The sequence below is a fragment of the Cellulomonas sp. PhB150 genome, from assembly GCF_003755175.1.
GTDB lineage: Bacteria > Actinomycetota > Actinomycetes > Actinomycetales > Cellulomonadaceae > Cellulomonas.
The window spans coordinates 37,857-63,392 of sequence record NZ_RKHX01000006.1; the positions used below are offsets into that span (position 1 = coordinate 37,857).

Annotated in this window: 17 protein-coding genes; 3 read left to right on the top strand and 14 right to left on the bottom strand. The window is 74.4% G+C overall.

What is annotated here, in order from left to right:
• Positions 1-20 precede the first annotated feature (20 nt).
• Positions 21-6,062, top strand: coding sequence for a carboxypeptidase-like regulatory domain-containing protein (locus tag EDF34_RS17000; RefSeq protein WP_123372708.1), 6,042 nt, complete (start codon positions 21-23; stop codon positions 6,060-6,062).
• A gap of 7 nt (positions 6,063-6,069) precedes the next feature.
• Here the strand turns inward: EDF34_RS17000 and EDF34_RS17005 are convergent, their stop codons facing one another.
• The 13 genes from EDF34_RS17005 to EDF34_RS17060 are packed head-to-tail and all read right to left on the bottom strand — an operon-like array spanning position 6,070 to position 19,152.
• Positions 6,070-6,795 carry a YqjF family protein gene (locus tag EDF34_RS17005; protein WP_123372709.1) on the bottom strand — a complete coding sequence of 242 codons (726 nt, stop codon included), beginning with the start codon at positions 6,793-6,795 and terminating at the stop codon, positions 6,070-6,072.
• A 7-nt stretch (positions 6,796-6,802) separates the two neighbouring features.
• Positions 6,803-7,270, bottom strand: a complete 468-nt coding sequence (locus EDF34_RS17010; RefSeq protein WP_123372710.1) for a hypothetical protein — start codon at positions 7,268-7,270, stop codon at positions 6,803-6,805.
• On the bottom strand, positions 7,267-7,821 hold the full coding sequence (locus tag EDF34_RS17015) for a phage tail protein (protein ID WP_123372711.1): 555 nt from the start codon (positions 7,819-7,821) through the stop codon (positions 7,267-7,269). Before EDF34_RS17015 ends, EDF34_RS17010 begins: the two co-directional genes overlap by 4 nt.
• Positions 7,818-9,758 carry a putative baseplate assembly protein gene (locus EDF34_RS17020; RefSeq protein ID WP_123372712.1) on the bottom strand — a complete coding sequence of 647 codons (1,941 nt, stop codon included), beginning with the start codon at positions 9,756-9,758 and terminating at the stop codon, positions 7,818-7,820. The genes EDF34_RS17015 and EDF34_RS17020 overlap by 4 nt, the downstream gene beginning before the upstream one ends.
• Positions 9,758-10,186, bottom strand: a complete 429-nt coding sequence (locus tag EDF34_RS17025) for a GPW/gp25 family protein (protein ID WP_123372713.1) — start codon at positions 10,184-10,186, stop codon at positions 9,758-9,760. Before EDF34_RS17025 ends, EDF34_RS17020 begins: the two co-directional genes overlap by 1 nt.
• A complete protein-coding gene (locus EDF34_RS17030; RefSeq protein WP_158615114.1) occupies positions 10,186-11,946 on the bottom strand; it encodes a phage baseplate assembly protein V in 1,761 nt (586 codons plus the stop codon). The genes EDF34_RS17025 and EDF34_RS17030 overlap by 1 nt, the downstream gene beginning before the upstream one ends.
• A complete protein-coding gene (locus EDF34_RS17035; RefSeq protein ID WP_123372715.1) occupies positions 11,943-12,599 on the bottom strand; it encodes a LysM peptidoglycan-binding domain-containing protein in 657 nt (218 codons plus the stop codon). The genes EDF34_RS17030 and EDF34_RS17035 overlap by 4 nt, the downstream gene beginning before the upstream one ends.
• Entirely contained in the window at positions 12,599-15,961 is a 3,363-nt protein-coding gene (locus EDF34_RS17040) for a hypothetical protein (protein ID WP_148076674.1), read from the bottom strand. The genes EDF34_RS17035 and EDF34_RS17040 overlap by 1 nt, the downstream gene beginning before the upstream one ends.
• Positions 15,958-16,422 (bottom strand): phage tail protein, encoded by a 465-nt coding sequence (locus tag EDF34_RS17045; RefSeq protein ID WP_123372717.1) that lies wholly within the window; start codon positions 16,420-16,422, stop codon positions 15,958-15,960. The genes EDF34_RS17040 and EDF34_RS17045 overlap by 4 nt, the downstream gene beginning before the upstream one ends.
• A complete protein-coding gene (locus EDF34_RS17725) occupies positions 16,415-16,588 on the bottom strand; it encodes a DUF6760 family protein (RefSeq protein WP_199737959.1) in 174 nt (57 codons plus the stop codon). Before EDF34_RS17725 ends, EDF34_RS17045 begins: the two co-directional genes overlap by 8 nt.
• A 2-nt stretch (positions 16,589-16,590) precedes the next feature.
• Positions 16,591-17,070 carry a hypothetical protein gene (locus EDF34_RS17050; protein WP_123372718.1) on the bottom strand — a complete coding sequence of 160 codons (480 nt, stop codon included), beginning with the start codon at positions 17,068-17,070 and terminating at the stop codon, positions 16,591-16,593.
• Positions 17,067-17,546, bottom strand: a complete 480-nt coding sequence (locus EDF34_RS17055; RefSeq protein WP_123372719.1) for a phage tail protein — start codon at positions 17,544-17,546, stop codon at positions 17,067-17,069. Before EDF34_RS17055 ends, EDF34_RS17050 begins: the two co-directional genes overlap by 4 nt.
• Positions 17,547-17,586: 40 nt before the next feature.
• A complete protein-coding gene (locus EDF34_RS17060) occupies positions 17,587-19,152 on the bottom strand; it encodes a phage tail sheath family protein (RefSeq protein WP_123372720.1) in 1,566 nt (521 codons plus the stop codon).
• Between the two features lie 353 nt (positions 19,153-19,505).
• Between EDF34_RS17060 and EDF34_RS17065 the strand changes: the two genes are divergently transcribed.
• Positions 19,506-22,037, top strand: coding sequence for a LuxR family transcriptional regulator (locus EDF34_RS17065; RefSeq protein WP_148076675.1), 2,532 nt, complete (start codon positions 19,506-19,508; stop codon positions 22,035-22,037).
• Positions 22,038-22,041: 4 nt separating this feature from the next.
• On the opposite strand, the gene EDF34_RS17070 is transcribed toward EDF34_RS17065, so the two are convergent.
• Positions 22,042-24,054, bottom strand: coding sequence for a glycogen debranching N-terminal domain-containing protein (locus EDF34_RS17070; protein WP_370450092.1), 2,013 nt, complete (start codon positions 24,052-24,054; stop codon positions 22,042-22,044).
• Positions 24,055-24,227: 173 nt separating this feature from the next.
• Between EDF34_RS17070 and EDF34_RS17075 the strand changes: the two genes are divergently transcribed.
• On the top strand, positions 24,228-25,529 hold the full coding sequence (locus EDF34_RS17075) for a sugar ABC transporter substrate-binding protein (RefSeq protein ID WP_123372722.1): 1,302 nt from the start codon (positions 24,228-24,230) through the stop codon (positions 25,527-25,529).
• Positions 25,530-25,536 lie beyond the last annotated feature (7 nt).

The following is a 25,536-nucleotide window of genomic DNA, read 5'->3' on the forward strand; positions in this document are numbered from 1 at the left end:
CGAGAACGAGGAGGACCCCCATGGCGGTGGCACCGCAGGGTGGCGCTCGCGCCGCGACGTCCGTGCTCGTCGAGCCCGGCGCCCACGCGACGCCCGGCTCCTCGGCGACGCTGCGGGTGCACGCGCGCAACGTCACGCGCGTCCCGCAGGACCTCATCGTGTCGCTCGTCGGGCTCGAGAGCGGCTGGCAGCCGGCGCCCGTCCCCGTGCCGGGGGTCGCCCCCGACGCGACGATCACCCTCGAGCTGCCCCTGACGCCGCCCGTCGGGTCCACCCCGGGCGACTACCCGTTCGTCGTCGTCGTCGAGGCCGGCCCGACCGGTTCCCCGGCGACCCGCGCCACCACGCTCGCGGACGCGTCCCTGCGCATCGACGGCCTCAGCGAGCTCGTCGTGACGGTCGAGCCCGCCGACTCGCGCGCGGTCCGGTCGCGCCGCGTGCAGGTCGTGCTCGCCAACACCGGCGACCAGGCCGCGCGCGTCCGGCTCGACGCCCAGGCCGACCAGGGTTCCGGCGCCCGCATCGACCTCGACGCGCAGGCCGTCGAGATCCAGCCGCACACGTCCGTCCGGGTCGGCGCACGCGCGGGGATGCGCGGGCCGCGGCTCGTCGGGCAGCCTCGTCGGGCCGGGTACCACGTCACCGCCACCGGGGCACGGGCGCCGCAGCGGTTCGACGCGAGCTTCACCGCGCGGCCGCTGTTCACCGGCGGCCTGCTGCGCGGGCTCGCGATCGCGACCGTGGCGATCCTGTGGGTCGGTGCCGTGATCGCGGCGCTGCCGTGGCTCACGGACCAGTTCTCGGGCTCGGGGCAGAGCGTCGACAAGCAGGCCGGCGTGAGCGCGACGACGGCGCCCGGGGCCCCCGACGACGGCACGGGGAACGGCGGGAACGGCGGGGCCGGCGACGGGGGCGACGGCGGGACCGACGGGTCGGGCGACGGCGGGGACGGCTCGGACGGCACCGAGGGCGTGCGCGTCGCGGGCGTCATCACCTCCGCGGACCCCGAGGGCGTGACCGTGCAGGTCGTGCCCGCGGCGGTGCTGGAGGCCGCGGCGGCGAGCGGCGACGCGTCCGGCGACACGAACGCGTCCGGCGAGACGGGTGACCTGCTGGCGCGCGGCGGCGCGGTCGTCGAGCAGGCTGCGGCGGCCGGACCCGGCGTGGTGCGGCTCGCGGCCCACGCCCTCCGTGCGGCGAAGCAGGCCGACGACGCCGCGCCCGCCGGCAAGGTCTCCTCCCTGGCCCTGCCCGTCGAGCGGACCGACGAGACCAGCCAGCGCCTGACCACCACGACCGGCACCGACGGCGCGTGGGCCTTCGCGGGGCTGTCCCCGACGGGCCGGTACCTCATCGTCCTGGCCAAGCCGGGCTACCAGACGCAGCGCTACTGGGTCACCGGCGCGCAGGCCGCCGCCGCGCCGCTCGAGCTCGCGCTCGCGCCCGGCGAGGGCCAGATGTCTGGCACGGTCACCGGCCCGAACGGTGCCGTCGGCGGCGTCGAGATCACGCTCTCGGACGGCACGACGACGGTCACGACCCGGACCGCCACGTCCGGCCAGGTCGGCCGCTGGTCGGTCGAGGGGCTGTCCACCCCGACGACGTACCTGGTCACCGCGGTCTCCGACCGGCTCGGTGCGCAGTCCGAGCTCGTCCGGCTGGACGCCGCCGGGTCGCGCACCGTGAACCTCCGGCTCAAGGCGGGCGTGTCCACGCTCTCCGGGACGGTCGTCGGCCGCGACTCGCTCGGCGGCCAGGGCGGCCTCGGCGGCGTCACCGTCACCGCCAAGGCGGGCGAGGTCAGCCGCACCGCGACCACCGTCACGGGCGACAACGCAGGCACCTTCGTGCTGCCCGACCTGCCGGTACCCGGCACCTACACCGTGAGCGTCAAGGCCACGGGCTACGCGACCCAGACCCACCGCATCCGGCTCACGGCCGCGGGGCGCGCGCCGCTGAGCCTGTCGCTGACCTCGCAGGGCGGCACGGTCGAGGGCACGACCCTCGACGACTCCGGCGCGGGGGTCGCCGCGGCCGGCCTCACGCTGTCCGGCAGCGGCGGGACGTTCAAGACGATGTCCGCGTCCGACGCGCAGGGCACGTTCCGCTTCGACGGCATCCCCGCCGGGCAGTACGTCCTCGCGGGCGAGAGCTTCGGCCACCAGCCCGCGTCGGCGCAGGTCACCGTCAAGGCGACTGGGTCGGCGTCCGCGAAGCTCGTCCTGGCCAGGCTCGACGGCGACGGACTGGTCGCCACGGCGCACATCCGCGGCCGTGCGACCGACGCGAGCACGGGAGCCCGCCTGACCTGCCCCAACCTCCTGCCCGGCGAGAAGTGCCAGCTGACGGTCACCACGACCGTGCAGCTGCCTGGGGAGAACCCCAAGACGATCACCGTGAAGTCCGACCCGGACACCCCCTACGAGCTGCCCCGCGCCGGTGACGGCGGCCTGTACCCGGGTCTGTACCACCTGACCCTGCGCGCGCCGGGCTACGAGCCGGGGACGGTCGACGTGACCGTGCCGATGGGCCAGGTCGTCGAGGCCGCGACCGTCGCGCTGTACCCGTCGCCGTCGATCGTCGGCTCGGTCGCGGCGCGGATCGGCGTCGTCCCCTCGAGCACCTGCGTCGTGGCGGTGCCGCGCGACGGCACCGCTCCCGGCGACAACCCGTGCGGCCCGGACACCACCGGCAAGGGCTGCGCGAGCAGCGCGGGCGCCTGCTCGTTCATCGGCGTCAACGGCAGCTACGAGATCGACCGCCTGAGCTCGGGCGCGTACGACGTCTACGTCGTCCCGGTCAAGGGCAGCGAGTACGTCGCCCCGGAGAAGGTCAGCGTGACGCTGACCCCCGGCGACGTCCGGCGGGTCGACTCGACGCTCGACCGGCGCGGCGTGCTGACGATCGCGGTGTACGCGTCGGACGGCACCGGGGCCCTGTTCCCGGCCGACGACGCCGAGGTGACCCTGACGGCACCCGACGTCACCGACCGGACCGGCACGACCGAGGACGGGATCGTCCAGTTCCGGAACCTGCCCGCCGCGTCCTACCTCGTCACGGCCACGACCAAGGGCGGCGGCCCGGAGGGCACGCTCAAGGACGTCGCGGTCGGCCTCAACCAGGAGCTGCAGAGCCAGGTGGTCCTCACGGCCACCGCGACGGACGTCGCCGGCCGGGTCGTCACCCTGCTGGGCGGCACCGCGGCGACGCCCGTCGACAAGGCCACGGTCACCGTCTCGGGCGTGACCGGCTACCGCGGCGTCTCGCCGATCCGCCAGACCGGGACGCCCGCGGCCGTCACGACCTCGACCGGCGACTTCACCGTGTGCACCGCGACCAGCGGGTGCCCGACGACGCCGTCGACCACCGCCCTGGCGCTCATCGAGACCCGGATGGACATCCGCGTCACGGCGGACGGCTTCGCCGACTACTCGGCCAACGGCGTCGACACCACGACGCTCGCGCCGATCACGCTGACCCCGCTGGGCCGCACGTTCACGGGCGCCGTCACGCTCGAGCAGGCGGTCGACGCCGCGACGGAGAACCCCAAGGTCCAGTTCGACATCCAGAAGGCGCCCCCGGGCGTCGGCCAGATGTCGCTCGTCGCGACGGCCGACGGCAAGCTCGTCTGGTCCGACTCCGCGCAGCCACTGGACCCCTCCGCGCCGGCGAACGACGACCGCCGGTTCATCCGCCCGGGCACGTACACCGTGGTGGCGTCGCTGCCCGGCTACACGTCGTCGATGCGGACGTTCACCGTCCCGACGGGCACGACGACGGTCGTCCCGTCGGTCGCGTTCTCGCTCAGCCGCTACGGCTCGCTGCGGATCAAGTCCATCGCATCGCCCCTCGGGACCGACGTCCTCAACACGGTGGTCACGGTGACGAGCAACGGCACCAGCGTCCGCCGCGAGGCGCTGCCGGGTGACGCGTTCGTCGACTTCGGCGACATGGCCCCCGGCAGCTACCAGGTGCAGGTCCGCGCGGCCGGGTTCCAGACGTTCGACTCGACGGTCACGCTCAAGGCGGGCCAGCCCGTCACGGACCCGAGCGTCGTGACCCTCAACCGACTGGGCTCCATCACCGGACTGGTCAAGGCCCAGATCACGCCCACCTTCTCGCAGGGCGTGCCCGGCGCGGCGGTGACCGTGACCAACGCCGACGGCGACTCGTTCAGCACGGTGACCGACGCGTCGGGCAGCTACACGGTCACGGGTGACCTGACCAAGCAGGGCCTGACCAACGGCACCTGGACGGTCACCGCGACCGCCACGGGCTACGGCACGGCGGGCAGCTCGACGACCGTGCTGGTCACCGCACCGGCCACCGCGACGGCGACGACCATCACGCTCACCCCCAACAAGGGCGAGCTGCGCGTGTTCGCGGTCGCCGGGGCGGATCCCGTCGACGGCCTGACCATGTCGCTGACGTACTCCGACGAGATCCGGCTCGAGCCGACCTGCACGGCGAGCTCGCCGAAGACCGACACGTGCACACCCACGCCGGGCGTCTACGTGTTCAGCAACCTCGGCCCGCTGACGTACAACCTCAACATCTCGGGCCTGTCCTACTCGCCGCTGACCCTCCCGGTCGAGATGGCCGCCGGCCAGACCAGGACCATCACGGTCCCGATCACCGCGCCCAACGGCTCGGTCCAGGGGCTCGTCATGAAGCAGGCGGCGAGCGGGGTGACCACGCCGGTCAAGCAGGTCACGGTGACCCTCGACCCGGACGCGGACGGCGTCGACAGCCGCACGGTCGACACCGACGACGACGGCCGGTACCGCTTCGCGACCGTCCCCGCGGGGGCCTACACGCTCAAGGTCTCCGACGACGGCCTCTCCGCGACGCGCGCCGTCGTGCTGCAACCCGGTGACGGCCTCGTCGTCGACCTCACGCTGACCGAGCAGACGCACCCGCTGACGGTCACCGTCACGTCGTCGTCCGACCTGACCGGCGCGCTCGTGAGCCTGTCCGGCCCCTCGTCGCCCGCCGCGCAGCCCGTCGTCCGGACGGACGACGACACGTTCAGCACCACGTTCTCCCAGCTCCCCGCGGGCGAGTGGACCGTGAAGCTGTCCGGCCCGGCGGGCCACCTCGGGGTCTGGCAGACGACCGCCACGGTGCCCGACGACGACGCGGTGAGCATCACGGCCCAGGAGACGCAGGTCCGCCTGCGCGCCACGACCACCGTCGCCACCACGCCGGACACGCTCTCGACGACCGTCACGCCTGTCGGGGGCACGGCACGCACGATGCTCGTCTCCGTGGGGGGCAGCGACACCGTCGTGTGGGTGCCCCGCTCGGGAGGCGCGAACGTGACGGCGACCGTGACCGGCGGCTGGACGCTCGCGATCAGCCCGGCCGGCACGCCGACCGTGCCGGCGAACGTCGACCACCAGACGGTGACCCTCGCGCTCAGCGCCAAGGCGACCACGGTGGCGATCACGAGCGCGACCCCCGCGGCCCTGGTGCAGGGCGACACGCTCACGGTCCAGACGAAGGTGACGTCCGGCGGCGCGAACGTCGGCGACGGCTCCGTCACCCTCGAGCGCAGCTCGGGCGGCACGTGGTCCACCGTGGGCTCGGCCAAGGACCTGAGCGGCACGGGGACGGCCACCCTGACGGCCGACTCCGAGGACTGGGCCGCCGGGACGCAGCAGCTGCGCGTCGTCTACTCCGGCTCGGGCGCGTTCGCCGCGGGCACCGTCGCGGTGACGGGCATCAGCGTGACGATCCCGACGGCCACCACGACGACGATCACGGCGAGCGCGACGAAGCTCGACGCGGTCGTGGCCTCGTCCGGCAGCGGCACGCCGCCCGGTGCGGTGAAGTTCGAGCGGCAGAACGGCGGCGGCAGCTGGGTGACGATCACCGGGTGCGCATCGGTCAACCTGTCCGCCGGGGCCGCGTCCTGCACGGCCACGCTGACCGCGGCGTGGGTCGTCCGCGCGACCTACGTGCCGAGCAGCACGAGCTGGCTGGCCTCGACGTCCGGGACGGCCACGGTGCCGGCGCCGCCGGCCCCGGACCCCGACCCGGCTGAGCCGGTCACGCCGTAAGGCGTTCCTACGCCCGCGGCTCCGGGCCGGAGAAGCGGGCGTGGACGCCGGGGGAGTACAGGACCGAGTCCGGGGCGCGGGTCGTCACGCCGGGCAGGCCGGCGGCGGTGACGAGCTCGTCCTCCAGCGAGACGAGCGTGGCGCGCCGCAGTGCCCACGGCTCGTGGTCGTTGGGCACGTACCGGGTCTGCCCGCGCAGCCGCGTGTGCATGCCCCAGCGTGCCGTGAGGAAGTCGGCGAGCGGGTCGTCCCGCACGGGCTCGGTCCCGGGCCGGACGACGATGCGCGACGTCGGACGCGAGCCGGTCAGCCGCCGTGAGCGGTAGTCGAGCTCGTCGCCCGTGCGGCGGATCGACATCCGCGCCCACTCGTACGGCACGTTCATGACCGCGCGTGCGCCGAGCACCGTGAGCAGCCGGGTGGCCTCCAGCGAGCGGAACAGCACGCCGCGCCGGCCGTCGTCGTCGACCGTGTAGAGCCGGACGTTGATCTCGGGAAACGTCCCGATGTAGGGCAGCGGCGGGCCGGGCTCGAGCGCGAACCGGACCATCCGGAACGCGATGAGGCCGACCCAGGAGCTGCCGTCGTGCTCGTCGGGCCGGGTGCCGGACGGCAGCAGCGGCGCGACGTCCTGCGCCGGCACGCGCCAGTGCAGGAAGGTGACCCGCTGCCACTCCTGCGTGAGGATGATCCGCCGGGTCAGCGGCGTCGCGGTCGCCTGGATCGGATCCATGCCAGGGCTAGAGCCACCAGACCAGCAGCAGCGTGACCGCGGCCGTCACCGTGGCGGTCACCGCGACCACCCACCACGTGTCCCAGTGCGTGCACGCGACCGGCTCGGCCGGCGCCTGCACGAACACGACGGGTGCGGGTGCGGGTGGCGGCGGCTCGACCGGCGGCGGCGGGGGCGTCATGCTCGCGCCGCAGCGCACGCAGGTCAGCGCGGTCGGCAGGTTGAGCTCGGAGCAGGCGGGGCAGCCGAGCGTCGAGACGGCGGCGGTCCCCGAGGCGCCCGGCGCGCGCCAGCGGGCGTCGGGGGAGTCCTGGGTCTCGGCCGCCGCTGCCGTGGGCCTGGCCCAGAACAGCGGGTAGTCGCACGTGGGGCAGAAGTCGCTCGCGAGCCGCTGACCCGCGCGCACGTGGGCGATCGACCCGCACTCGGGGCAGGTCACCACGAGGTCTTCGCGTGTCGCGTCGAGGTCGGTCATGACGCCAGCTCTCCTTCTTCGGCGGTCCCGGTCAGGACCGGCCAGACTCGTCGGCCGGACACCCGGACCTCGACGTGCACGTGCGCGGGGACCTCGTCGAGCACCAGGCGCACGAAGTCCGGCTCGGCGAGCGTGCCGGTCGACTCGACCTCGAGCACCACCCACGCCGGACCGTCGGGCGCCTCGCCCTCGGCGTAGACGCCGCCGCTCTCGCTGACCTGCACCGGACCGCCCGAGTAGAGCTCCACGATGCGCGCCAGACCCGTCGCCGTGCCCCGCCACTGCAGCGTCGCCGCTGCTGTCCGCAGGATACGTCGCTGCACGTCCTGCGGGTAGGAGGGGTCGATGCTGCGGCCGAGCCACTGGGCCATCTGGCGCACCATCGCCGGCGGGGTCAGGTCGACGTCGGCCAGGTGGGGAAGGTTGTCGGCGTGCTGCAGGAGCGTGCCGGCCTCCTCCTGGAAGATCGAGACGAACCGCACGAAGAAGTCCTCCGCCTGCATGCCGTGGGGCAGCTGGCGCAGGAGCCAGTCGGAGTGGCGACCGGTCATCGGACCACCACGCGGTGGTCGGCGGACAGGAACAGAGCGTGCTCGGAGGGGACGATCGTCTCGCGGCCGTCGCCGATGCGGCGGCCGGTGCGCAGGTCGTACTCGAACAGCTGCAGCTCGTCGACCGCGAGCACGCCGTCGACGGCCTCGACCACCTGCGCGGCCGCGGTCGCGGTCAGCGCGGCGTCGAACGGCCAGCCGCCGCCGTCGGGCCCGCCGGTGAGCGGGTGGACGAAGCGGGTCAGGGCGTCCGAGACGCGCTGGCGCACCATCGCCGCGGGCCGGCCGGGCAGCGCGCGGACGAGCGCCGCGACGCTGATGCCCTGGTAGAAGGGCGTGCCGACCTCGACCGGCACGCCGACCATCCGGGCGGACTCGATCGCTCCCGCGACCGCGTCGAACAGCTCGGAGGACAGCGCGAAGTCGTCGATCCGGTGCGTGCGGGGGTCGGTGCGCAGCTGCGGGACCACCAGGACGCGCACCACGGACGAGCCGCTCTGCGACGCGGGCAGGCAGCGGGCGCGCGCGACCTCGATCGAGGCCTGCGCGGTGATGGCCTCGAAGTCGGACGCGGTGACCGCGCGCTGACCCGTGCGCAGCGTCAGGGGACCGCGCAGCTTGGCCTCGGCGACCGACTCGGGGTCGACGCCACCGAGCGCGGCACGCGCGTTGGAGACCGTCGCGACGAACGGCACGCCGCTGCGCAGCGACGTGAGCGTGCGGGCGCCGACGTTGCCGCGCGCGCCGCCGCCGGTGCGGTAGGCGCTGACGCGGACCTCGGCACCGTCGGCCGGGATCGCGCCGTGCTGGCGGACGAGGCCGTCGGGGTACCGGATCGCCGGGCCGAACCGGACCTCACCGGTCGTCGACTCCCAGACCACGTGCTTGTCGGCCGGGCCGGAGGCGGAGAAGTCGGGGACCTCGGTCCACAGCTCGGTGCGGCCGCGGTCGACGACGAGCACGCCCTCCTCGTCGCGCCGCTCGGCGACCGGCGAGACCGACACGCGGAACACCTGGCCGGGCGCGCCGGTCGAGTGGCCGAGCAGCTCGGCCGGGGCGGTCGTCGCGTGCTCGGCGGGCACCGTGATGCCCACGGCGTGCAGCGAGGCCGACGAGATGCGCGGCGAGGCCTGGAACGTGGGCTGCCCCGGCTGCGGGCGCGTGAGCCGCACGCGCAGCCAGTGCGCCAGGACGCCGCCGAGCAGCAGCGGCTCGTGCGTCTGGGGCACGAGCAGGACCACGGACCCGGACTTGTTCAGCCCGCCCGTGCCGTCGGACTCGAGCAGGCACGCGACCCACGCCTCGCCGTCCCAGACCTCCCACGCGAGCGGGGGGTTGCGGGGGTCGACGCCGATGCCCTCGGCGCGCGCGGCCAGGTCGACGCGCACCGCGTACCCGGCGAGCGACCCGCGCACGCCCAGGTAGAGCGCGTCGCCGGGCGTGACCGGCTCGGACGGGAAGCACAGCGCCGCGGCCCCGGGGACCACGACGTCCTCCCAGACGTCGAGCGTCTGGCCGGCGGCGTTGGCGGCCTGCGCGGCGAACAGGACGGGCGGCTCGACGAGCGTCTCGACGGACGTCGAGAACACGACGGCGTCCTCGCCGACGGTCGCGACCTGCGTGCCGGCGGGCACGCGAACGGGCCGCTCGGCGGGTGCCGAGAGCCAGAACGTCAGGTCGGCGTGCGCGACGCTCGGCGGGAACGGCTCGATCCCGACGAGGTTGAGGAAGTGCACGTACATCCGGTCGGGCACCTGGTTGACGCGGAACAGCACCATCTCCGACATCCAGGCGAACAGCTCGATGAGCGCGACGCCGGGGTCGGACACGTTGTGGTTGGTCCACTCGGGGGTGAACCGGGGGATGAGCCGCTTGGTCTCGTCGACGATGTCCTGGAAGGAGCGGTCGTCGAGGTGGGGCGGGTCCAGGGGCGGCATCAGGCGTCCTCACGGGGGATGACGTAGAAGGGGTAGACGAGGTTGCGGCGGTCGTTCGTCGCGCGCACACGGTAGGCGATCGAGATCCGCACCAGCCCGGAGTCGTCGTCGTCCTGCACGGGCGAGACGTCCTCGACCTCGATGCGCGGCTCCCACTGGGCGAGCGCGTCGCGCACGGCCTGCGAGATGAGGCCGACGAGGTTGGCGTTGACCGGCTCGAACAGCAGGTCCCAGATCCGGCAGCCGAACTGCGGGCGCATGAGGCGCTCGCCGGGCGCGGTGAGCAGCACGACGCGGATCGAGTCCTCGAGGTCGCCGCCGGGCGCCGTGAGCGCGATCGACCCGGTGTGGTCGACGCCGAGCGGCCAGGCGAAGCCCCGCCCGACGAAGTCGGGGGAGGTGCCGGGGACGGTGGTGGGCTCGCTCATCAGTTGATCTTCACCATCGCTCCCTTGATCTCCTGGATCCCGCTGGACTGCACGACGCCCTGGGCCTTGGCCTTGAGGCTCGCGTTCGTCCCCTCCAGTGTGAGGCCGACCTTGGCCGCGACCTCCACGTCCGTGGCCTCGACCGACACCTTCGTCTTGCCCTTGAGGGTGATCGTGGTGGCGTCGACGGTGATCGCGCCCTTGCCGTCGAACGCGATGGACGCGGTGCCGACCTTGATGGTCAGCGGCACGCCGTCCGCGGCCTCGAGCGTGACCGTGTCCTTGCCGAGCCGCAGCTGCTGCGTGCCGCCCGCGGCCGAGAGCAGGATGTGCTGCTTGGCGGGCTCGGTTCCCTCGGAGAACTCGAGCTGGTGGCCGGACTTCGTCTGGATCGCCTGCGCGACGACCGCGCCCTTGTCGACGGCGGTGCGGTGCGGCTTGGCGATGCCGCCGAACAGCCCGCCGAGCACCACGGGCCGGGCCAGGTCGTCGTCCTCGAACCCCACGAGCACCTCGTCGCCCACGTCGGGCATGAACAGGTGGCCGCGCTGCTCGCCCGCGCCGAGCTGCAGCACGCGCGCCCACGCCGACTTCGACTGGCCCGACGTGGTCGGCAGCGTCACACTCACGCGGCCCAGCACGTCGGGGTCGTTGATGCCGTCGACGATCGCCACCGCGAGCCCGCTGCGGCGAAAGCTCGAGATGCTGGGCGGCTCGTCCCACGGGTCGCTGAGCAGCACGGGGTCGCGGTCGCCCGCGACGAACGAGGTGCGGCCGCCGTTGGTGTCGAGGACGTGCGTGACCTCGCGGACGTAGTACGTCCCGTTGGACGGCCCCGCGCCCTCGATCTTCAGCGTCCCGCCGACGCGCAGCGAGGGCGTGAACAGCGCCGACCCGCGGGCCACGATGCGGCCGGTGCGGGCGGCCAGCCCCGTGGCGACGAGCTTGGCGTCCTCCGCGGTGCTCACGGCCACCCGGGCACCCTCGCGGACGAACTTCTTGCCCGACTGGTCGGTCGGCGTGATGCCCGCGCGGGCCGTCGGCGACGTCGCCGACGCGGTGACGGCCGCCCGCTTCGTCGCGTCCCAGCCGCGCACGGTGACGGTGGTCGGGGCGTCGCTGACCTGGCGGACCGAGAGCGCCTGCAGGTCGACCTCCGCCTGCAGCGTCGCGGCCGACGTGCCGGGCAGGGTGCCGGTGGCTGCGGGCCAGAGCGCCAGTGCCGCGTCGTCGACCACCCAGTCGCACCCGTAGCGCGTGCAGATCTCGTCGATGAGCCCCAGCGCCGAGTCGGTGCGCATCGAGAACGGCAGGAGGGTCGCCGGCAGGCCGGACACCTTCGCGGTGAGCCCGGCCGCCGACGCGAGCGCGGTCACCACGTCGGACAGCTTCATCTGGTGGTAGGTCTCCGCGACCGACGAGCGGGTCAGGTCGTAGCCCTTGTCGTCGACGGTCACGACGAGCCGCGCGCCGTACCGGGGGGTGAGCTCGCGCTCGACCGCGGTGACCGTGCCCCGGTGCAGCAGCGAGCCGGCCGTGTCGGCCGCCTTGATGCGCACCTCGGTGCCGACCTTGAGCAGCGTGGCCTTGCCGAGCGCGTACACCGGGTCGTCGAACGTGATGGTCGCGCGCCCGATGGCCCGCAGCCCGCGCTGCACGCGCAGCTCGACGAGGTTGGCCAGCCAGGTCTCGGGCAGGTCCGACCCGCCGACGAGGATCCGCGGCGCGGTCAGGAGCGTCTCGGGACGCGTGACCGTCACGAGTCGATCCGCGGGACGCTGATGAGGCTGCCGGGTCGCAGGCTCAGGGGGTCGGCGATCGCGTTGGCCGCCGCGAGCGTGCGCCAGCGCGTCGAGTCGCCGTAGTAGGTCGCGGCGATCCGGTCGAGCGTCTCGCCGGCCTGCACGCGGTGCACGCGGTGCGGCTTGGGCGTGCCCGAGGTCGGGTTCTGCCGGCCGAACGCGTTCGACGGCTCGTACTGCCGCATCGTCAGCGACATGGTCGCGCGCAGGGGCGTGCCCGTGCCGGAGAAGTAGGTGAACGCGAGCTGCAGGTCGCTCACCACGGCCTTGAACGAGTGCAGGTCGCCCCAGTGGAACGTCACGTACGGCGGTCGCACGTTGTGGCTCGTCTCGTCCGAGCCCGGCAGGGTCGGGTCGACGTCCATGAGCGCGACGATCTTGCCGGTGTACGTGGACACGGCGGTGCCGGTGTCGGTGGTGTCGAAGAACAGGTCGACCTTGAGCACGCCCGACTCGGCACCCGTGTAGCGCAGGCGCGGCACCCCGCGGCCCGGCATGGAGTCACCGGCCCACGAGTTGGAGCGGCTGATCTGCAGCTCGGCGGGGTTGAACAGGCACGGCACGCGCGCGCCACCCTCGATCTCGAGGTACGCCTTCTCGACGCCGGCCATCAGAACACCTCCGTGCCACGGCGCCAGGAGCGGCGCTCGGTCTCTTCCTGCAGCCGCCGCTCCACGAGCCGCAGCACGTGGTCGTCGAGCTCGTCACGCTTCCACTGCTCGAGCCGGTCGATCACGCGCTGCTCGATGGCGTCGACGTCGACGGCGTGGGTCCCGGCGGGGCTGCCGGCTGACGTGAAGCTCATGGGGACTCCCGAGACGTCGGGCGAGGGCGCGGCGAGCGCGGGGTCGGACGAGGCGAGCAGGGCCGCCATCATCGATCCCGCGGGCGCCCCGAGGGCGGAGGCGGGCACCGGCGGCGGCGAGCCCGCGTCGCGCGAGTCGCCGATCGTCGGTGCGTCGGACGGGCGGGCCAGGCCGGCGGTGCGCGGCGGCAGCATCGACCACTGGGCGGGCAGGGCGGGGACGCTCGCGGCGACGCCCGGGGTGGGGGGTGCGTTGCCGGGCCCTGCGGCGAGGGCGGGGGCGACGGTCCCGACGATGCCGCGGTGCGAGCCGGCGTCGGTCAGCGACCCGCCGCGGGCGACGGGGGCGGGCGTGCCCTTGGTCCACCGACGGACCTTGGGGCCCGATGCCCGCGTGCCCGGGGCCGCGGGCGTCGTCGGCGTCCCGGTCACGAGGCCCGCGAAGGCGGGACGCGCGGTCATGCCGCGACCGCCGGCCGCGCCCGACGCCGGCCGGACCGACTGCGGAGCCATCATCCTCAGCGCGAAGCCGGGGCCGGGGGCGTCGGCCGTGGAGGACTCCCAGGCGGCGTGCCCGGCGGGGAGGGTCGTGGCGGCCGACGAGAGCGCGGTGGCCGACGCGGCGGCGTTCGACCCGCTCGTCGCCGAGCGGCGGACCGGGCGAGCCGGGGCGGGTGCCGCGAGCACGCCGGGCGACGACGAGCGGGGGGCGCCTGCCGTCGGCGTGCCGGTCGGGGCCGCGGGGCTGCTCGACAGGACCGACGTCGTCCTCGTGGAGCCCGCGGGCGTCGCCGCGACTGGCTCGCCCACGCGTGCGGCGGCGAGCCGCGCGGCGGACTGCGCGTTCGGGCCCGGCAGCCCGGGCTGCGCGCCGACCGCGATCGTCGACGAGGACCGAGCGCCCGACGAGCGCGTCGCGCGCCGGACCGTGCCGCGCTCGATGCCGAGCCCGCGGCGGGTGTCGTCCGCCCAGCCGGGGCGGTGGCCGAGGCGGTGGTGGCCCGCGCCGGGGAGCTGGGTGCTCGGGCGCTCGTGCGGGGTCGGGCGCGTGCCGGCGTGCGTGGAGGGCGTGGCGGTGGGGTGCGCGGAACTCGCGGCGCTCGCGGTGAGGGAGGCCAGGCGGCGGAGCGGTGCGGGCGTCCCGGCGGCGGTCGGGCTCGTCGAGGCGGCAGCGCTCGTGGCGGCGGTCGATGCGGGCGCGGTGCTGGGCGTCGCGGTCGCTCCGGCCGATCGCGCGGCGAGGCCCGGCGCCGCCGGTGCCGCGGTCGATGTCGGGGATCCGGGCGCGGCTGTGGTCGTCGCGGACGTGGTCGTCGATGCGCCGATCCGGGCGACGCCGTTCTCCGACGGGCCGGCGACGGCCGGGGCCCCACCGGCCGTGCTCGCGGGCGAAGCCATGGCAGGCGCCGGGGCGGGTGCGCTCGCGGCGACGGCGCTCGCGCTGCTGGCCGTGACGCTCGGTGCGGCGTGACGCCCGGCAAGGCGGCCGGCGGCGGGCGCCCCGAGCCCCGCGACGTCGGCCCGCTCAGCGGTCCCGAGCCGGATCGCGGCGGCGGCGGGCGCGGTGCCGGGAGCGACGCTGAGCCGCGCGCGGGCGGTCGCGTCGCCGGTCGACCCCGTGGTGCCGCGCAGGGCGGGCGTGAGCACGCGGCGCAGCGCCCCGGCGAGCGATCGACGCGCCACGACCGGCAGCCCGGGGGCCGCCGCACCCGTCACGCCGCCGCGCACCAGCCCGGTCATCGCCAGCCCGGCGGGCGGGGCGGTCGCCGAGCCCGGCGCGGGAGCGGTGGCGGACGGCGCGATGGCGGTCGAGGCGGCGGGGTCGAGCGGCGCGGGGGCGACCGGCGCCGACGCGGGGGATCCGACCGTCGACGACGCAGCGGCGCGGGTCTCGGCCGACGCGCGGGATCCCGAGCTCGCGCCCGGGGCGGCACCGGCCGGTCCCGCAGAAGCGAGCGGAGCTGCCGGTGACGACGCCGCACCCGAGGGGGAGGCGGTCGACCCCGAGACCGCCGCCGACGTGGAGGGCGTGGAGGGCGTCGACGCGGCGGGCGCGGGCGCGTCTCCACGGGTCCCGCCCGACGGGGTCGCCGCGACGGCAGGGGTGGTGGCCGTCGGCGCGGTCCGGCCCGGCACGCTCGACGCGGCCTCGCTCGTGGGCGTCGAACCCGTCGTGCCCGCCGTGCCCGTCATGGCCCCGGCGGCCCGTGCGCCCAGCACCCCGGCCGCGGTCGGCGCAGTCAGCGTGGGCGTCGCCGCGGGGCGGAGCTTGGCGGCCGGCGCGCTGCTGGTCGGGAGGGCACCGGCGGCGGTGGCGCGCCGCACGTCAGCGCGGGAGCCGGGGGCCGACAACGGAGCGAGCGCGCCAGGGAGGTTCGTCTGCCCGGCGGGCACCGCGGTGCGGGTGCGCGACGGCGTGGCGGTCAGTGCCGCGCGCTCCGTGCGCGCGGCTGCGACGGCCGTCGCGAGGGCGCGTCGGCGCAGCAGCCGACCGCCCGGGGACGGCGCGGCCGCGACGGGTGAGGTGAGCGGCGGGCTCGTCGTCTCGGCGGTTCCGGGAGTCCGGGTGACGCGGCCGGCGGGCGGCGCGGTGGACGACGAGCGCCCGGACCCCTCGTCGTTCCCCGGTCGGGACCGGGCGACCGTGGACGTGGAACCGGGTGGAGCGGGGGAGACGTGGGCCGAGCGGGCGCGGGCGCCGTCGCTGTCGGTCACCATCGTGCCTGCGGCGCGCACGTCGGCGCTCACGCGGACGCGGATCGTCTCGGGCTTGAGCCGCGCGGGTACGGCGCCGGGGCGGCGCGTGGCCTCGTCGGGGATGCGCTGGACCATGAGGGGCAGGCCGCGGGGCATCTCGGCGGCCTGCTCGGCGGCGAGGCTCGCGGCACGCAGCGGCGCGGTCTCGGCCCACCAGCGCGGCGGAGCGACGTCGGCGCCCGCGGTCGAGCGGACGGCCATCGGTGCCGACGGCCCGGCCAGCGCACGACGCACCGCGACCGGGCGGCCCCAGCCGCTGGCCATGCGGACCGACGACGACGCGACCGAGCCGATCGGCGACGGACGCAGCCGGCCCAGGCGCGGACCCGGCCGGCGCATGCGCGCGGCGACGGCCCGGCCGAGCCGGGTGTTGTCGTCGGGCACCCGAACAGGCCCGGGGTCGGTGCTCACTTGTCCGACGCCTTGAACCCGTTGTGCGCGACCTCGAGGGTCTCGACGAGGGCCTCGGGCTGGTCGATGGACAGGCGCGGGCCGGCCCAGGCGACCGCGAAGACGCCCTCGAACTCCCACGAGCGCAGGCGCGTGCCGAGGTGGTCGACCACCGTGACGGCGCCCGTCGCGCGCGTGAGCTTGTTCTGGTTGGCGGCGAACCCGTCGCCCGAGGTCTTGCCGACCCACGCGAACAGCGCGTCGGAGTTGACCAGGCCGCGGCGGAACACGAGGTTCGGCCAGGTCAGCACGCCGGGGAACCGATGCACGTACTGGTTCTGGCCGCCCTCGACGTAGGTGTGCGTCGTGGCCGTGACCTGGAGGCCGGAGACCTCCTTGAAGGCGCCGATCTCGACGCCGTCCACCTCGAACAGGAAGTTGGTGGAGACGGGTGCGTCGCCACCGAGCGGCTGCTCAGGCACTGTCTCTCACCGCTTCCCATGCTCGGGCGTTCATGGCCGAGACCGCGCGCACCATGCGCACGCGGTCCATGTGCTCGAGGTCCAGCAGGTCGGCGAGCGGCCAGTGCAGGTGGTACGCCAGGTAGGCGATCTCCTGCCACAACGCGTCGACCGGGTAGCGAAGCATGGCTAGCGGGCCTCGGTACGGATCTCCTCGATGGACGCCCGGCCGGGCCGGGGCAGGCTGACGCCGGCCTCGGGGGCCGCCGCGGGTGCCTCGTCGGGCACAGGAGGCGCGACGGGCGCCGGGGCCGAGACCCCGGTCGCCACGCCGAGCGCGCGCTGAGCCGCGACGAACTCGTCGAACTCCTCCTGCGTGCCGAAGTTGATCACTCCGTAGAAGTCCTGCAGGTACGCCAGGTCCGCCGCGAAGAGACCCTCGATCTCGTGCGGCGTGACCTGGGACAGCGTGCCGAGCTCCTCCACCACGCGGGCCAGGACGACGATCGTCAGACGCGGGTCGTCCGGGCCCGTGACGGTGGGGTCGCGCAGCGGCTCCAGCTCGTCACGGGCCGTCGCGAGGCGCATGACGCCGTCGCGGTGGAGACCCCCGTCGCGGTCGACGTAGCCCCGCGGCAGGGTGAACTCGTAACGGGTCTTGAGGGTCACTTGACCCGCTCGAGCGTCTCGATCACGAGGGTGATGTTCTCCTTGATCGGGTCGTTCGAGTCCACGCTGAGCTGGTCGGTCGCGATCTTGCTCGGCCAGGCGTTCGTGAAGTTGAACCGCGCCACCTCGACGTGCGTCGAGTCGTACAGCACCACGGAGCCGTTCTTGCGGTTGCTGGTGCGGTCGCTCAGCGCGATGCCCTTGGTGCGGATGTCGTGGAACCAGGCCCACAGCTTGTCCTGCTTCGAGTCCGGCGGGGCCAGGCGCGTCAGCGTCAGGTCGCCGGTCTTGTTGCGGCCGGCGAGCGTCTTGATGGTCTGCGACTTGCCGTCCTTGCCGACCTGCTGCGTCGTGGCCACCTCCATCTCGACGTCGAGGCCGCTCACGGACGCGAGGATCGTGACGACGGAGCCGTCGATCTCGAGGAAGAAGTTCTGGGCGATCAGCGGGTCGGTGTTGATCAGGGCGTTGGGCATGAAGGTGCTCCTCGTCTAGGTGTGGGCCGGCGCGAGCGCGTCAGGACGCGATCTGCTTGTTCTGGCTGATCCGGAAGATGACGAACTCGGCGGGCTTGACCGGCGCGATGCCGACCTCGACGACGAGCCTGCCGGCGTCGATCGACTCCGGGGGGTTCGTCGTCGCGTCGCAGTTGACGAAGAACGCCTGGTCGGGGCTGGCGCCGAACAGCGCGCCGGCAGACCACAGACCGCGCAGGTAGGCGTTGAGCGTGCGCTTGACGCCCTCCCACAGGGCGACGTCGTTCGGCTCGAAGACGGCCCACTGGGTGCCCTCGAGGATCGTCGACTCGATCATGTTGAACAGGCGACGCACGTTGATGTACTGCCAGTCGGTGTCCGAGGCGAGGGTGCGGGCGCCCCACACGCGGATGCCGCGGGTGCCGAACGGGCGGATCGCGTTGATGCCGATCGGGTTGAGGATGCCCTGCTCGTTCTGGGTGATCGAGCGCTCGACGTCGAGCACGCCGCGCAGGGTGTCGTTGGCCGGGGCCTTCCACACGCCGCGCGTCTCGTCGGTCCGGGCCCACAGGCCGGCCACGTGGCCCGACGGCGGGACGAGGATCTCGGAGTTGCCGTTGGTGCCGGTCGGGTTCTCGACCTTGATCCAGGGGTAGTACAGCGCGGCGAAGGCCGAGTCGTACTGCGCCGACTCCGAGCGCCACTCCTTGACCTGCTGCGGGGAGAGCCCGGGAGGGGCGTCGAGGATCGCGACGCGGTTGGCGTGCAGCTCGCAGTGCGCGATGAGCGCGGTCTGCACGGCCTTCCACAGCCCCAGGTCGAGCGAGCCGTCCGCCTTCGTCGCGGCCGTGATCAGGTCCGGGACGGCCACGATCGTGACGTCCTCGGCGATCGCGAGGCCGTTGATGCCCGAGCGGGCCGTCTCCGAGCCGGCGAACTTGCGGCCCGAGACGGGCGTCGCGACGGGCGCGGCCTTCTCGAGCGAGTAGGCGCCGGGCTTGAGGACCTCGAGCTGGCTGGACAGGTCGACGTCCTTCTCGAGCTTGAGCTCGACCTTGACCTTGGTCGACGTCTTGTTGATGACGGTCGCGGCGTCGCGCGGGCCACCGATGGTCAGGTCGTCGTACGACTCCACGACCTCGCCGGCGTCGACGATCGTGATGCTGAACGGCGCGGGGCCGTCCTCGTCCTCGGTCTCGAGCGTCTCGACGACGACCGTGATGTTCGCGTCGGGCTCGACGGACTCGATCGCGAGCGGCAGGCCGAGCGAGCGGTCCGTGGCCGGCAGGCTCAGGCGGGCCGGCTCGCCGGAGGGCTCGGCGTTGGGGATGCGCACGATGTAGGCCATCGCGCCGCCGTTGAGGAAGAAGCCGTAGACCGACAGCGGCAGGATCGCGCCCTCGACGAAGCCGCCGTACAGCGCCTCGTACTGGGTCCAGCTCGTCACGAGCCGCGGCGCGAGGCCGTCCGGGTCCAGCGGGTCGTCCTGCGGCGCACGCTCGGTGAAGCCGACGAAGGCGGCGACGGCGGTCGGTGCCGAGGCCAGGACCTTCTGGGACGAGGGGATCTCCTCGACGTACACGCCGGGTGCGGTGTAAGTAGGCACTGGCCATTCCTTCTCTCGGGAGGTGCCTCCGCTGCCCGGGCTGAATGAGCCTGTGTGTGCACGGAGACCGAAGACGCGAGTGTGTCTTTGCGAGGCTAGGAATCCCGCCGAGCAGGGGCATCGGTAATCGCTACGCAACGTGTGATGACCGTCATGTGGGACGGACCGGGTGACTCGTCCCCGGGTGTCCTTTACCTCAGGAGATGACGCGACATGATGGACCTCGGTCCTGCATTTCCTGGGCCGCGCGCGAGGTGGGAGGTGACGTGGCCGTCTCCCCACGCCCCTCTGCCCCCACGTCCTCCTACGCGGGGTCGCCGCAGCCGTCGACGTCTCCCGTGCGGGAGCGGTTCATGCCGGACTCGCGGCGCACCGCGGTCGCGGAGGTGCGCGCGTCGCTCGAGCAGGGCCGCAGCGTGCTCGTCGTCGGCGAGGCCGGGGTCGGCAAGACGGCCGTCGCCGCGCGGGCCCTGGACCACCTCACGCTCGGCGACGGCGAGCGTGCACTCGTCGTCGCGCTCTCGGGCGCCGCGGCCCGCGACGGCATGCCCCTGGCCGCGCTCGAGCCGTTGCTCGGCGACGACGGCCTGCTGACCCTCGGCAGCTTCGCGCGCACGGTGCGCGCGCTCGGCGAGTCGCTGACGTCCAGCACGCACGGCGGCCCCGTGGTCCTGCGGGTCGACGACGCGCACCTGCTCGACGACGCCTCCGCGCAGGCCCTGAGCTGGGTGGTGCGGCAGGGTGACGTGCTCATGGTCGCCACGACGCGGCCGTCGGGAGCCTCGGGCAGCCCGTGGCTCGAGCTGTGGAAGGACGACGTCGTCGAGCGCGTCGACCTCGCGCCGTTCACCGCCGCGGAGATCGAGCAGTGGCTCACCGCGGAGCTGGGCGGACCGACGACGGTCGACACGGTCCGCCGCATCTGGGGCGAGACCCGCGGCAACATCTTCCACGCGCGTGAGCTGGTCCGCTCCGAGCGCGCGTCGGGCGGCCTCAAGGACCACGGCGGCGTGTGGGTCTGGACCGGCCGCGGGGCACCGGGGGGCCGGCTGCTCGAGCTGGTCGAGAACGACACCGCGCGGCTGTCCCCGGAGGGGCGCCGCGCGCTCGAGGTCGTCGCACTCCTGTGCCCCGCGCCCCTGAGCATGCTGCTCGACGTGGTCCCGCGCACCGCCGTGGACGAGCTCGTGCACGCCGGGGTGGCCACGGTGCGCTCGCAGATCTCCGACGCGGGCGGCAGCGACGTGGTCGTCGACCTCGCGCACTCCCTGTACGCCGAGGCCGTGCGCGCCGGCGTGCCGGGCGGCCGCCGCCGCGAGGTGCTCGACCTCGTCGCCTCGTCCCTGCACACCGTCAGCGGCGCCTCCCTCGTGCGCTCGGTCGCCCTCGCGCTCGACAGCGGGATCGCCGTGGGGCTGCCGCGGCTGCAGGCGGCGATCGACTCGGCGTTCGCGGTCGGCCAGGCGGACGTCGTCGTGCGGCTCGTCGACGTGGCCCTGCGCACCGTGCCCGTCGGGTCGCCCGGGTGGGCCGAGCTCGTGCTGTGGCGCGCGGAGGCGTGGTGGTCGCTCAACGAGCTGGCCCGCGCCGAGCGCGACGCGCTCGAGGTGCTCGACGTGCTGCGGCCCGTGGCCGTCGTCCCGCTGCCCGCCGAGGTGACCACCGCGATGGTCCGGGCCGCGCAGCTCGTCGCGGTCGCCGTCCAGTACCAGGACCACGAGCTGGACGAGGCCGTCCGCCCGCTCGACGAGACCCGCGCGTGGCTCGCCGCGCGCGCCGAGCCCGGCCCGTGGGAGGCCGAGCTGGCCGCCGCCGACCTGGTCCGCGCGGGCTTCGCGGGCCACCTCGCCGAGACCCGCGACGAGGCCCTCGCCGTGCTGTCCGACGCGCGGGTCCCCGGGGCCGTCGTCCGCCTGGTCTGCCCGACGGTCATCGGCCTGGGCTACGCCGGCCGGTACGCCGAGGCCCGCTCGCTCAGCGCCCGGTACCTGCCCGTCGCGCTCGCGCACCTGGACCACTACCGGTGGGCGCCCGGCGAGATCGCGATCGGCATGTTCTCGGTGCAGATGTGGTCCGGTGAGCTCGACACGCTCGGCGGCCTGGGCGAGGACCTCGAGGGCGAGGGCGTCGTCCTGGACTGGGTGGCCGCGCAGGCGAGCCGCGGCCTGGTCGCGATGGCGCACGGCTCGTGGTCGCAGGCCGCGGCCGACCTGCGCGCGGCCAACGCCCGCAGCCAGGGCGGCGACCGCGGCGGGGCCTCCGGCTACACGGGCGCGGCCGAGGCGCTCGCGGCCGCCGCGGCGGGGAACGCGTCGCTCGCCCGGCAGCTCCTCGACGTCCTGCCGATGCGGCCGCTGCGCGCGTCGGCGCTCTTCGGGGCCGAGATCCGCCTGCTGCGCGTCGACACGCTGGCCTGGCTGCGCGATCCCGGCACGCGCGTCGAGGCGGAGTCGCTCGTGGCGTGGGCACGGGACCAGGGCTTCCACCGCGTCGAGCTCGAGGCGCTGCACCGCTGCCTGCGGGCGGGCGCGCCGCCGCAGGACGTGGTCGACCGGGTCGCAGAGCTCGCCGCGATGGTCGAGGGCCCGCGCGCCGAGGCCGTCGCCCAGCACGTCGCCGCCCTGGCCTCCGCGGACCTCGATCTCGCGCGGATCGCCGAGCGCGACCTCAACCGGTGCGGGCTGTGGCTGCCGCCGGTGGAGACGGCCATCGCGCTGACCCCGCGCGAGCGGGAGATCGCCGGGCTCGCCGCCGGGGGGATGACCTCGCGGGCCATCGCCACCCGGCTGACCCTGTCCGTGCGGACGGTGGACTCGCACCTGGCGCGGGTGTTCGCCAAGACCGGGGTGCACTCCCGGGAGGGGCTGTCCGGGGTGCTGCGGTAGGTCCTCACGCCGATGGCGCGTCGACCACCGTCCCGGCCGCGTCCACGGCCGCCTCGAACGTCCGGCCGCGGACGCGGAGACCCGCCACGCGCAGGGCGCCGACGGGGGACGGCGTGATCGGAGCCAGCCGCGGCGCGTCCCCGTCCGGCGAGAGCCCGAGCAGCGCGGTGACCAGCGCGACCGAGGTCGCCGCGGACCAGGCCTGCGGGCGGCAGGCCGCCGGGTACGCGACCGCGCGGGCGACCTCGTCGGCCGCGTCGCCCCCGTACAGCTCCGGCATCCGGAAGTCGAAGTCCTCGGCCGCCTCGAGCAGACCGGCGGCGAGGATCCCCGCCTCCTCGCCGTGGCCGGCGCGGGCCAGGCCGAGCACGGCGAGGCCCGTGTCGTGGGTCCAGACCGACCCGCCGTGGTACTTCAGCGGCCAGTAGCCGGCGGAGCTCGTCGCCATCGTGCGCAGGCCGTAGCCGGAGCAGAGCTCGGGGTCGACGAGGCGGCGTGCGACGAGCGAGCTCTCCTTCTCGTCGAGGATGCCCGTGCCGAGCAGGTGGCCCATGTTGGAGGCCACGGCGTCGACGCGAACCTTGTCGCGGTCGAGAGCGATCGCCGGGTAGGGGCCGAGGTCGTCCTCGAGCCAGAACGCCGCCCGGAACCGAGCCGCGAGCTCGGAAGCCCACGCGCGCCAGCGATCCGCGCCCGGCCGGTCGAAGGCCTCGAGCAGCGCCGCGCCGGACCTCGCGGCCTCGTAGGCGTAGCCCTGCACCTCGGCCAGCGCGATCGGCCCGTCGGCCAGGCGGCCGTCGCGGAACTGGATCGAGTCGCCCGAGTCCTTCCAGCCCTGGTTCGCCAGCCCGCGGCCGGACTCGTCGACGTACTCGAGGAAGCCGTCGCCGTCCGCGTCGCCGTGCTCGGCCATCCACGCGAGCGCGGCCTCGAGGTGCGGCAGGAGCGCGCGGACCTCGTCGTCGGGCATGCCCCAGGTCCAGGCGTCGTGCAGCAGGCAGACCCACAGCGGGGTCGCGTCGACGGTGCCGTAGTAGAGCGCGGGCAGCTCGACGCCCTCGTTCTCCAGCACGAGCGGCTCGCGGCGCAGCTCGTGCATGATCTTGCCGGGCTGCTCGGCCGTCTCCGGGTCGGACCGGCGGCCCTGCAGGCCGGCGAGGGTGCGCAGCGTGCCGGCCGCCAGCTCGGTGCCCAGCGGCAGCAGCATCCGGGCGGCGATGATCGAGTCGCGACCGAAGAGCGTGAAGAACCACGGGGCGCCGGCCGCGAGAAAGGTGTCCTCCGGGGTGTCGACGCGGGCCATGAGCAGTCCCCGCAGGTCGGCGAGGCTGCGCGCGACGAGGCGGCCCAGCCGGGGGTCGTCGGCCTCCACCCGCACGTCGGCCCAGGCTTTCGACGAGCCGACCGCGGGGCCGACGACCGCACTCGTGTCGTCGGCGGCGAGCGCCCACTCCACCGCGACGGAACCGCGCGCGGGGACCACGACGTCCCAGGTCAGCGCGTCCGCGTCGACGGAAGCGCCCGCGCCGGTGAGCACCGCGGAGACGGTGCCGTCGGTCCAGCGCAGGCTCGCGCCGTCCGCGGCCGGGGATGCTGCTGCGGCCGGCGGGCGGCCGGACTTGATCTGCTCCATCGTCGCCAGGTCGGTGGCGACGGCGAGGTGCAGCCGGGTGGCGACGTCGTGCTCCAGGGCGCTCGACAGCTCGATGCTCTCGACGACCCTGCCGGGGGCGACCCGGCGCACGCGGGTGACCCGCACGGTCGGGTCCGCGCCGGGCCCGTCGATGCCGCGCGCCAGGGCGATGACCTGGACCGAGCCGTCGGCCGCCGGCCCTGCCGAGATCGTCTCGGGCTCCTCGTCGCCCACGGTCAGGACGGCGCGCTGGAGCACCCGGACGTCCGAGTGGAACACGCCCTGGGCGCCCGTCCCGCGGATCTGGCCGTCGCGGCCGGACCACGCCTGGGTCGGGGCCGCGAGCGTGACCAGCAGGTCGTGCAGCAGGGGTTGACGGCTCACAATCGGCCTCCTTGTCGATCGGTTGCGCTTGACAGGTCTTGCGCTCTGAAGCACGATGCAGGAATTCACTTGATCGTTCAAGACCGTCCGCAACGCAGCGTACTAGATCGATCAAATGACCACAGCACCCTCGCAGACCCGACGCAAAGACGCATGAGGAGAGAGAGCAGCCCATGCCCCGTTCCCCCAGCCAGCTCGGACACCGCCGCCGAGCAGCGTTCGCCGCGGCCGCCGCGGCACTCTCGCTCGTCGCGCTCGCGGCGTGCTCGAGCGACTTCGACGACAGCTCGTCGCCCTCCAGCTCCGCGAGCGGCGGCGGCGAGACGCAGGCCGCGCCGAACAAGGAGCCGCTGACGATCATGATCGGCTCGTCCGGCCCGGCCGAGACGACGACCGTGCAGGACACCGCCAAGGCCTACACCGCCAAGACCGGCATCAAGGTCACCGTCATCCCGGCCCAGGACCTGACTCAGCAGCTCGGCCAGGCGTTCTCCGGCGGCAACCCGCCGGACCTGTTCTACGTCGACCCCGCACGCGTCGGCCTGTACGCGCAGGCCGGCAACCTCTACCCGTACGGCAAGGACGTCGACCTCACGGAGTACGACGCCACGACGCTGAAGAGCTACACGATCAACGGTGACGTGCAGTGCGTGCCCAAGGAGTCGGCGGGCGTGCTCGCGCTCTCGATCAACACCGCCGCCTGGGACAAGGCCGGCCTCACGGACGCCGACATCCCCACGACGTGGGACCAGCTGCACGCCGTGGCGAAGAAGCTCACGACCAAGGACCAGGTCGGCCTGTCGTTCGGTGCCACGCGTGACCGCGTCGGCGCGTTCATGGTCGGGGCCGGTGGCTGGTTCATGAACGACGACAACACCCAGGTCACCGCGGACTCGCCCGAGAACACGCAGGCGCTGACCTACCTGCAGGACATGCTCAAGGACGGCTCGTTCGCGTGGGCCGCCGACGTGGGCGCCGGCTGGGGCGGTGAGGCCTTCGGCATGCAGAAGGCCGCGATGACGGTCGAGGGCGGCTGGCTGCCCTCGGTCATGACCTCGGACTACCCGGACGTGAAGTACACGACCGTCGCGATGCCCGCCGGCCCCGCCGGTATCGGCACGCTGAACTTCTCCAACTGCTGGGGCGTCGCCGCGAAGAGCAAGAACCTCGGTGGTGCGGTCGACCTGGTGAAGTTCTTCGAGAGCGACGAGCAGGCCAAGGCCGCAGCGAAGAGCTTCGGCGCGACGCCGGCCCGCCTGAGCCTGGCGGACTGGACCAAGGAGAACTTCCCGGACCAGGTCGTCTACCTCGAGAACCTCGACAAGTCGAAGGGCCCGGTGCCCGTGCCGGGCTTCGACTCGGTGCTCGCGGACTTCGACTCCAAGATCGAGGGCCTCAAGACGGGCGACCCTGCCCAGATCTTGAAGGAGACCCAGACCAACGGTGAGGCTGCACTCACGGCAGCCCAGGGCTGAGGTCGCG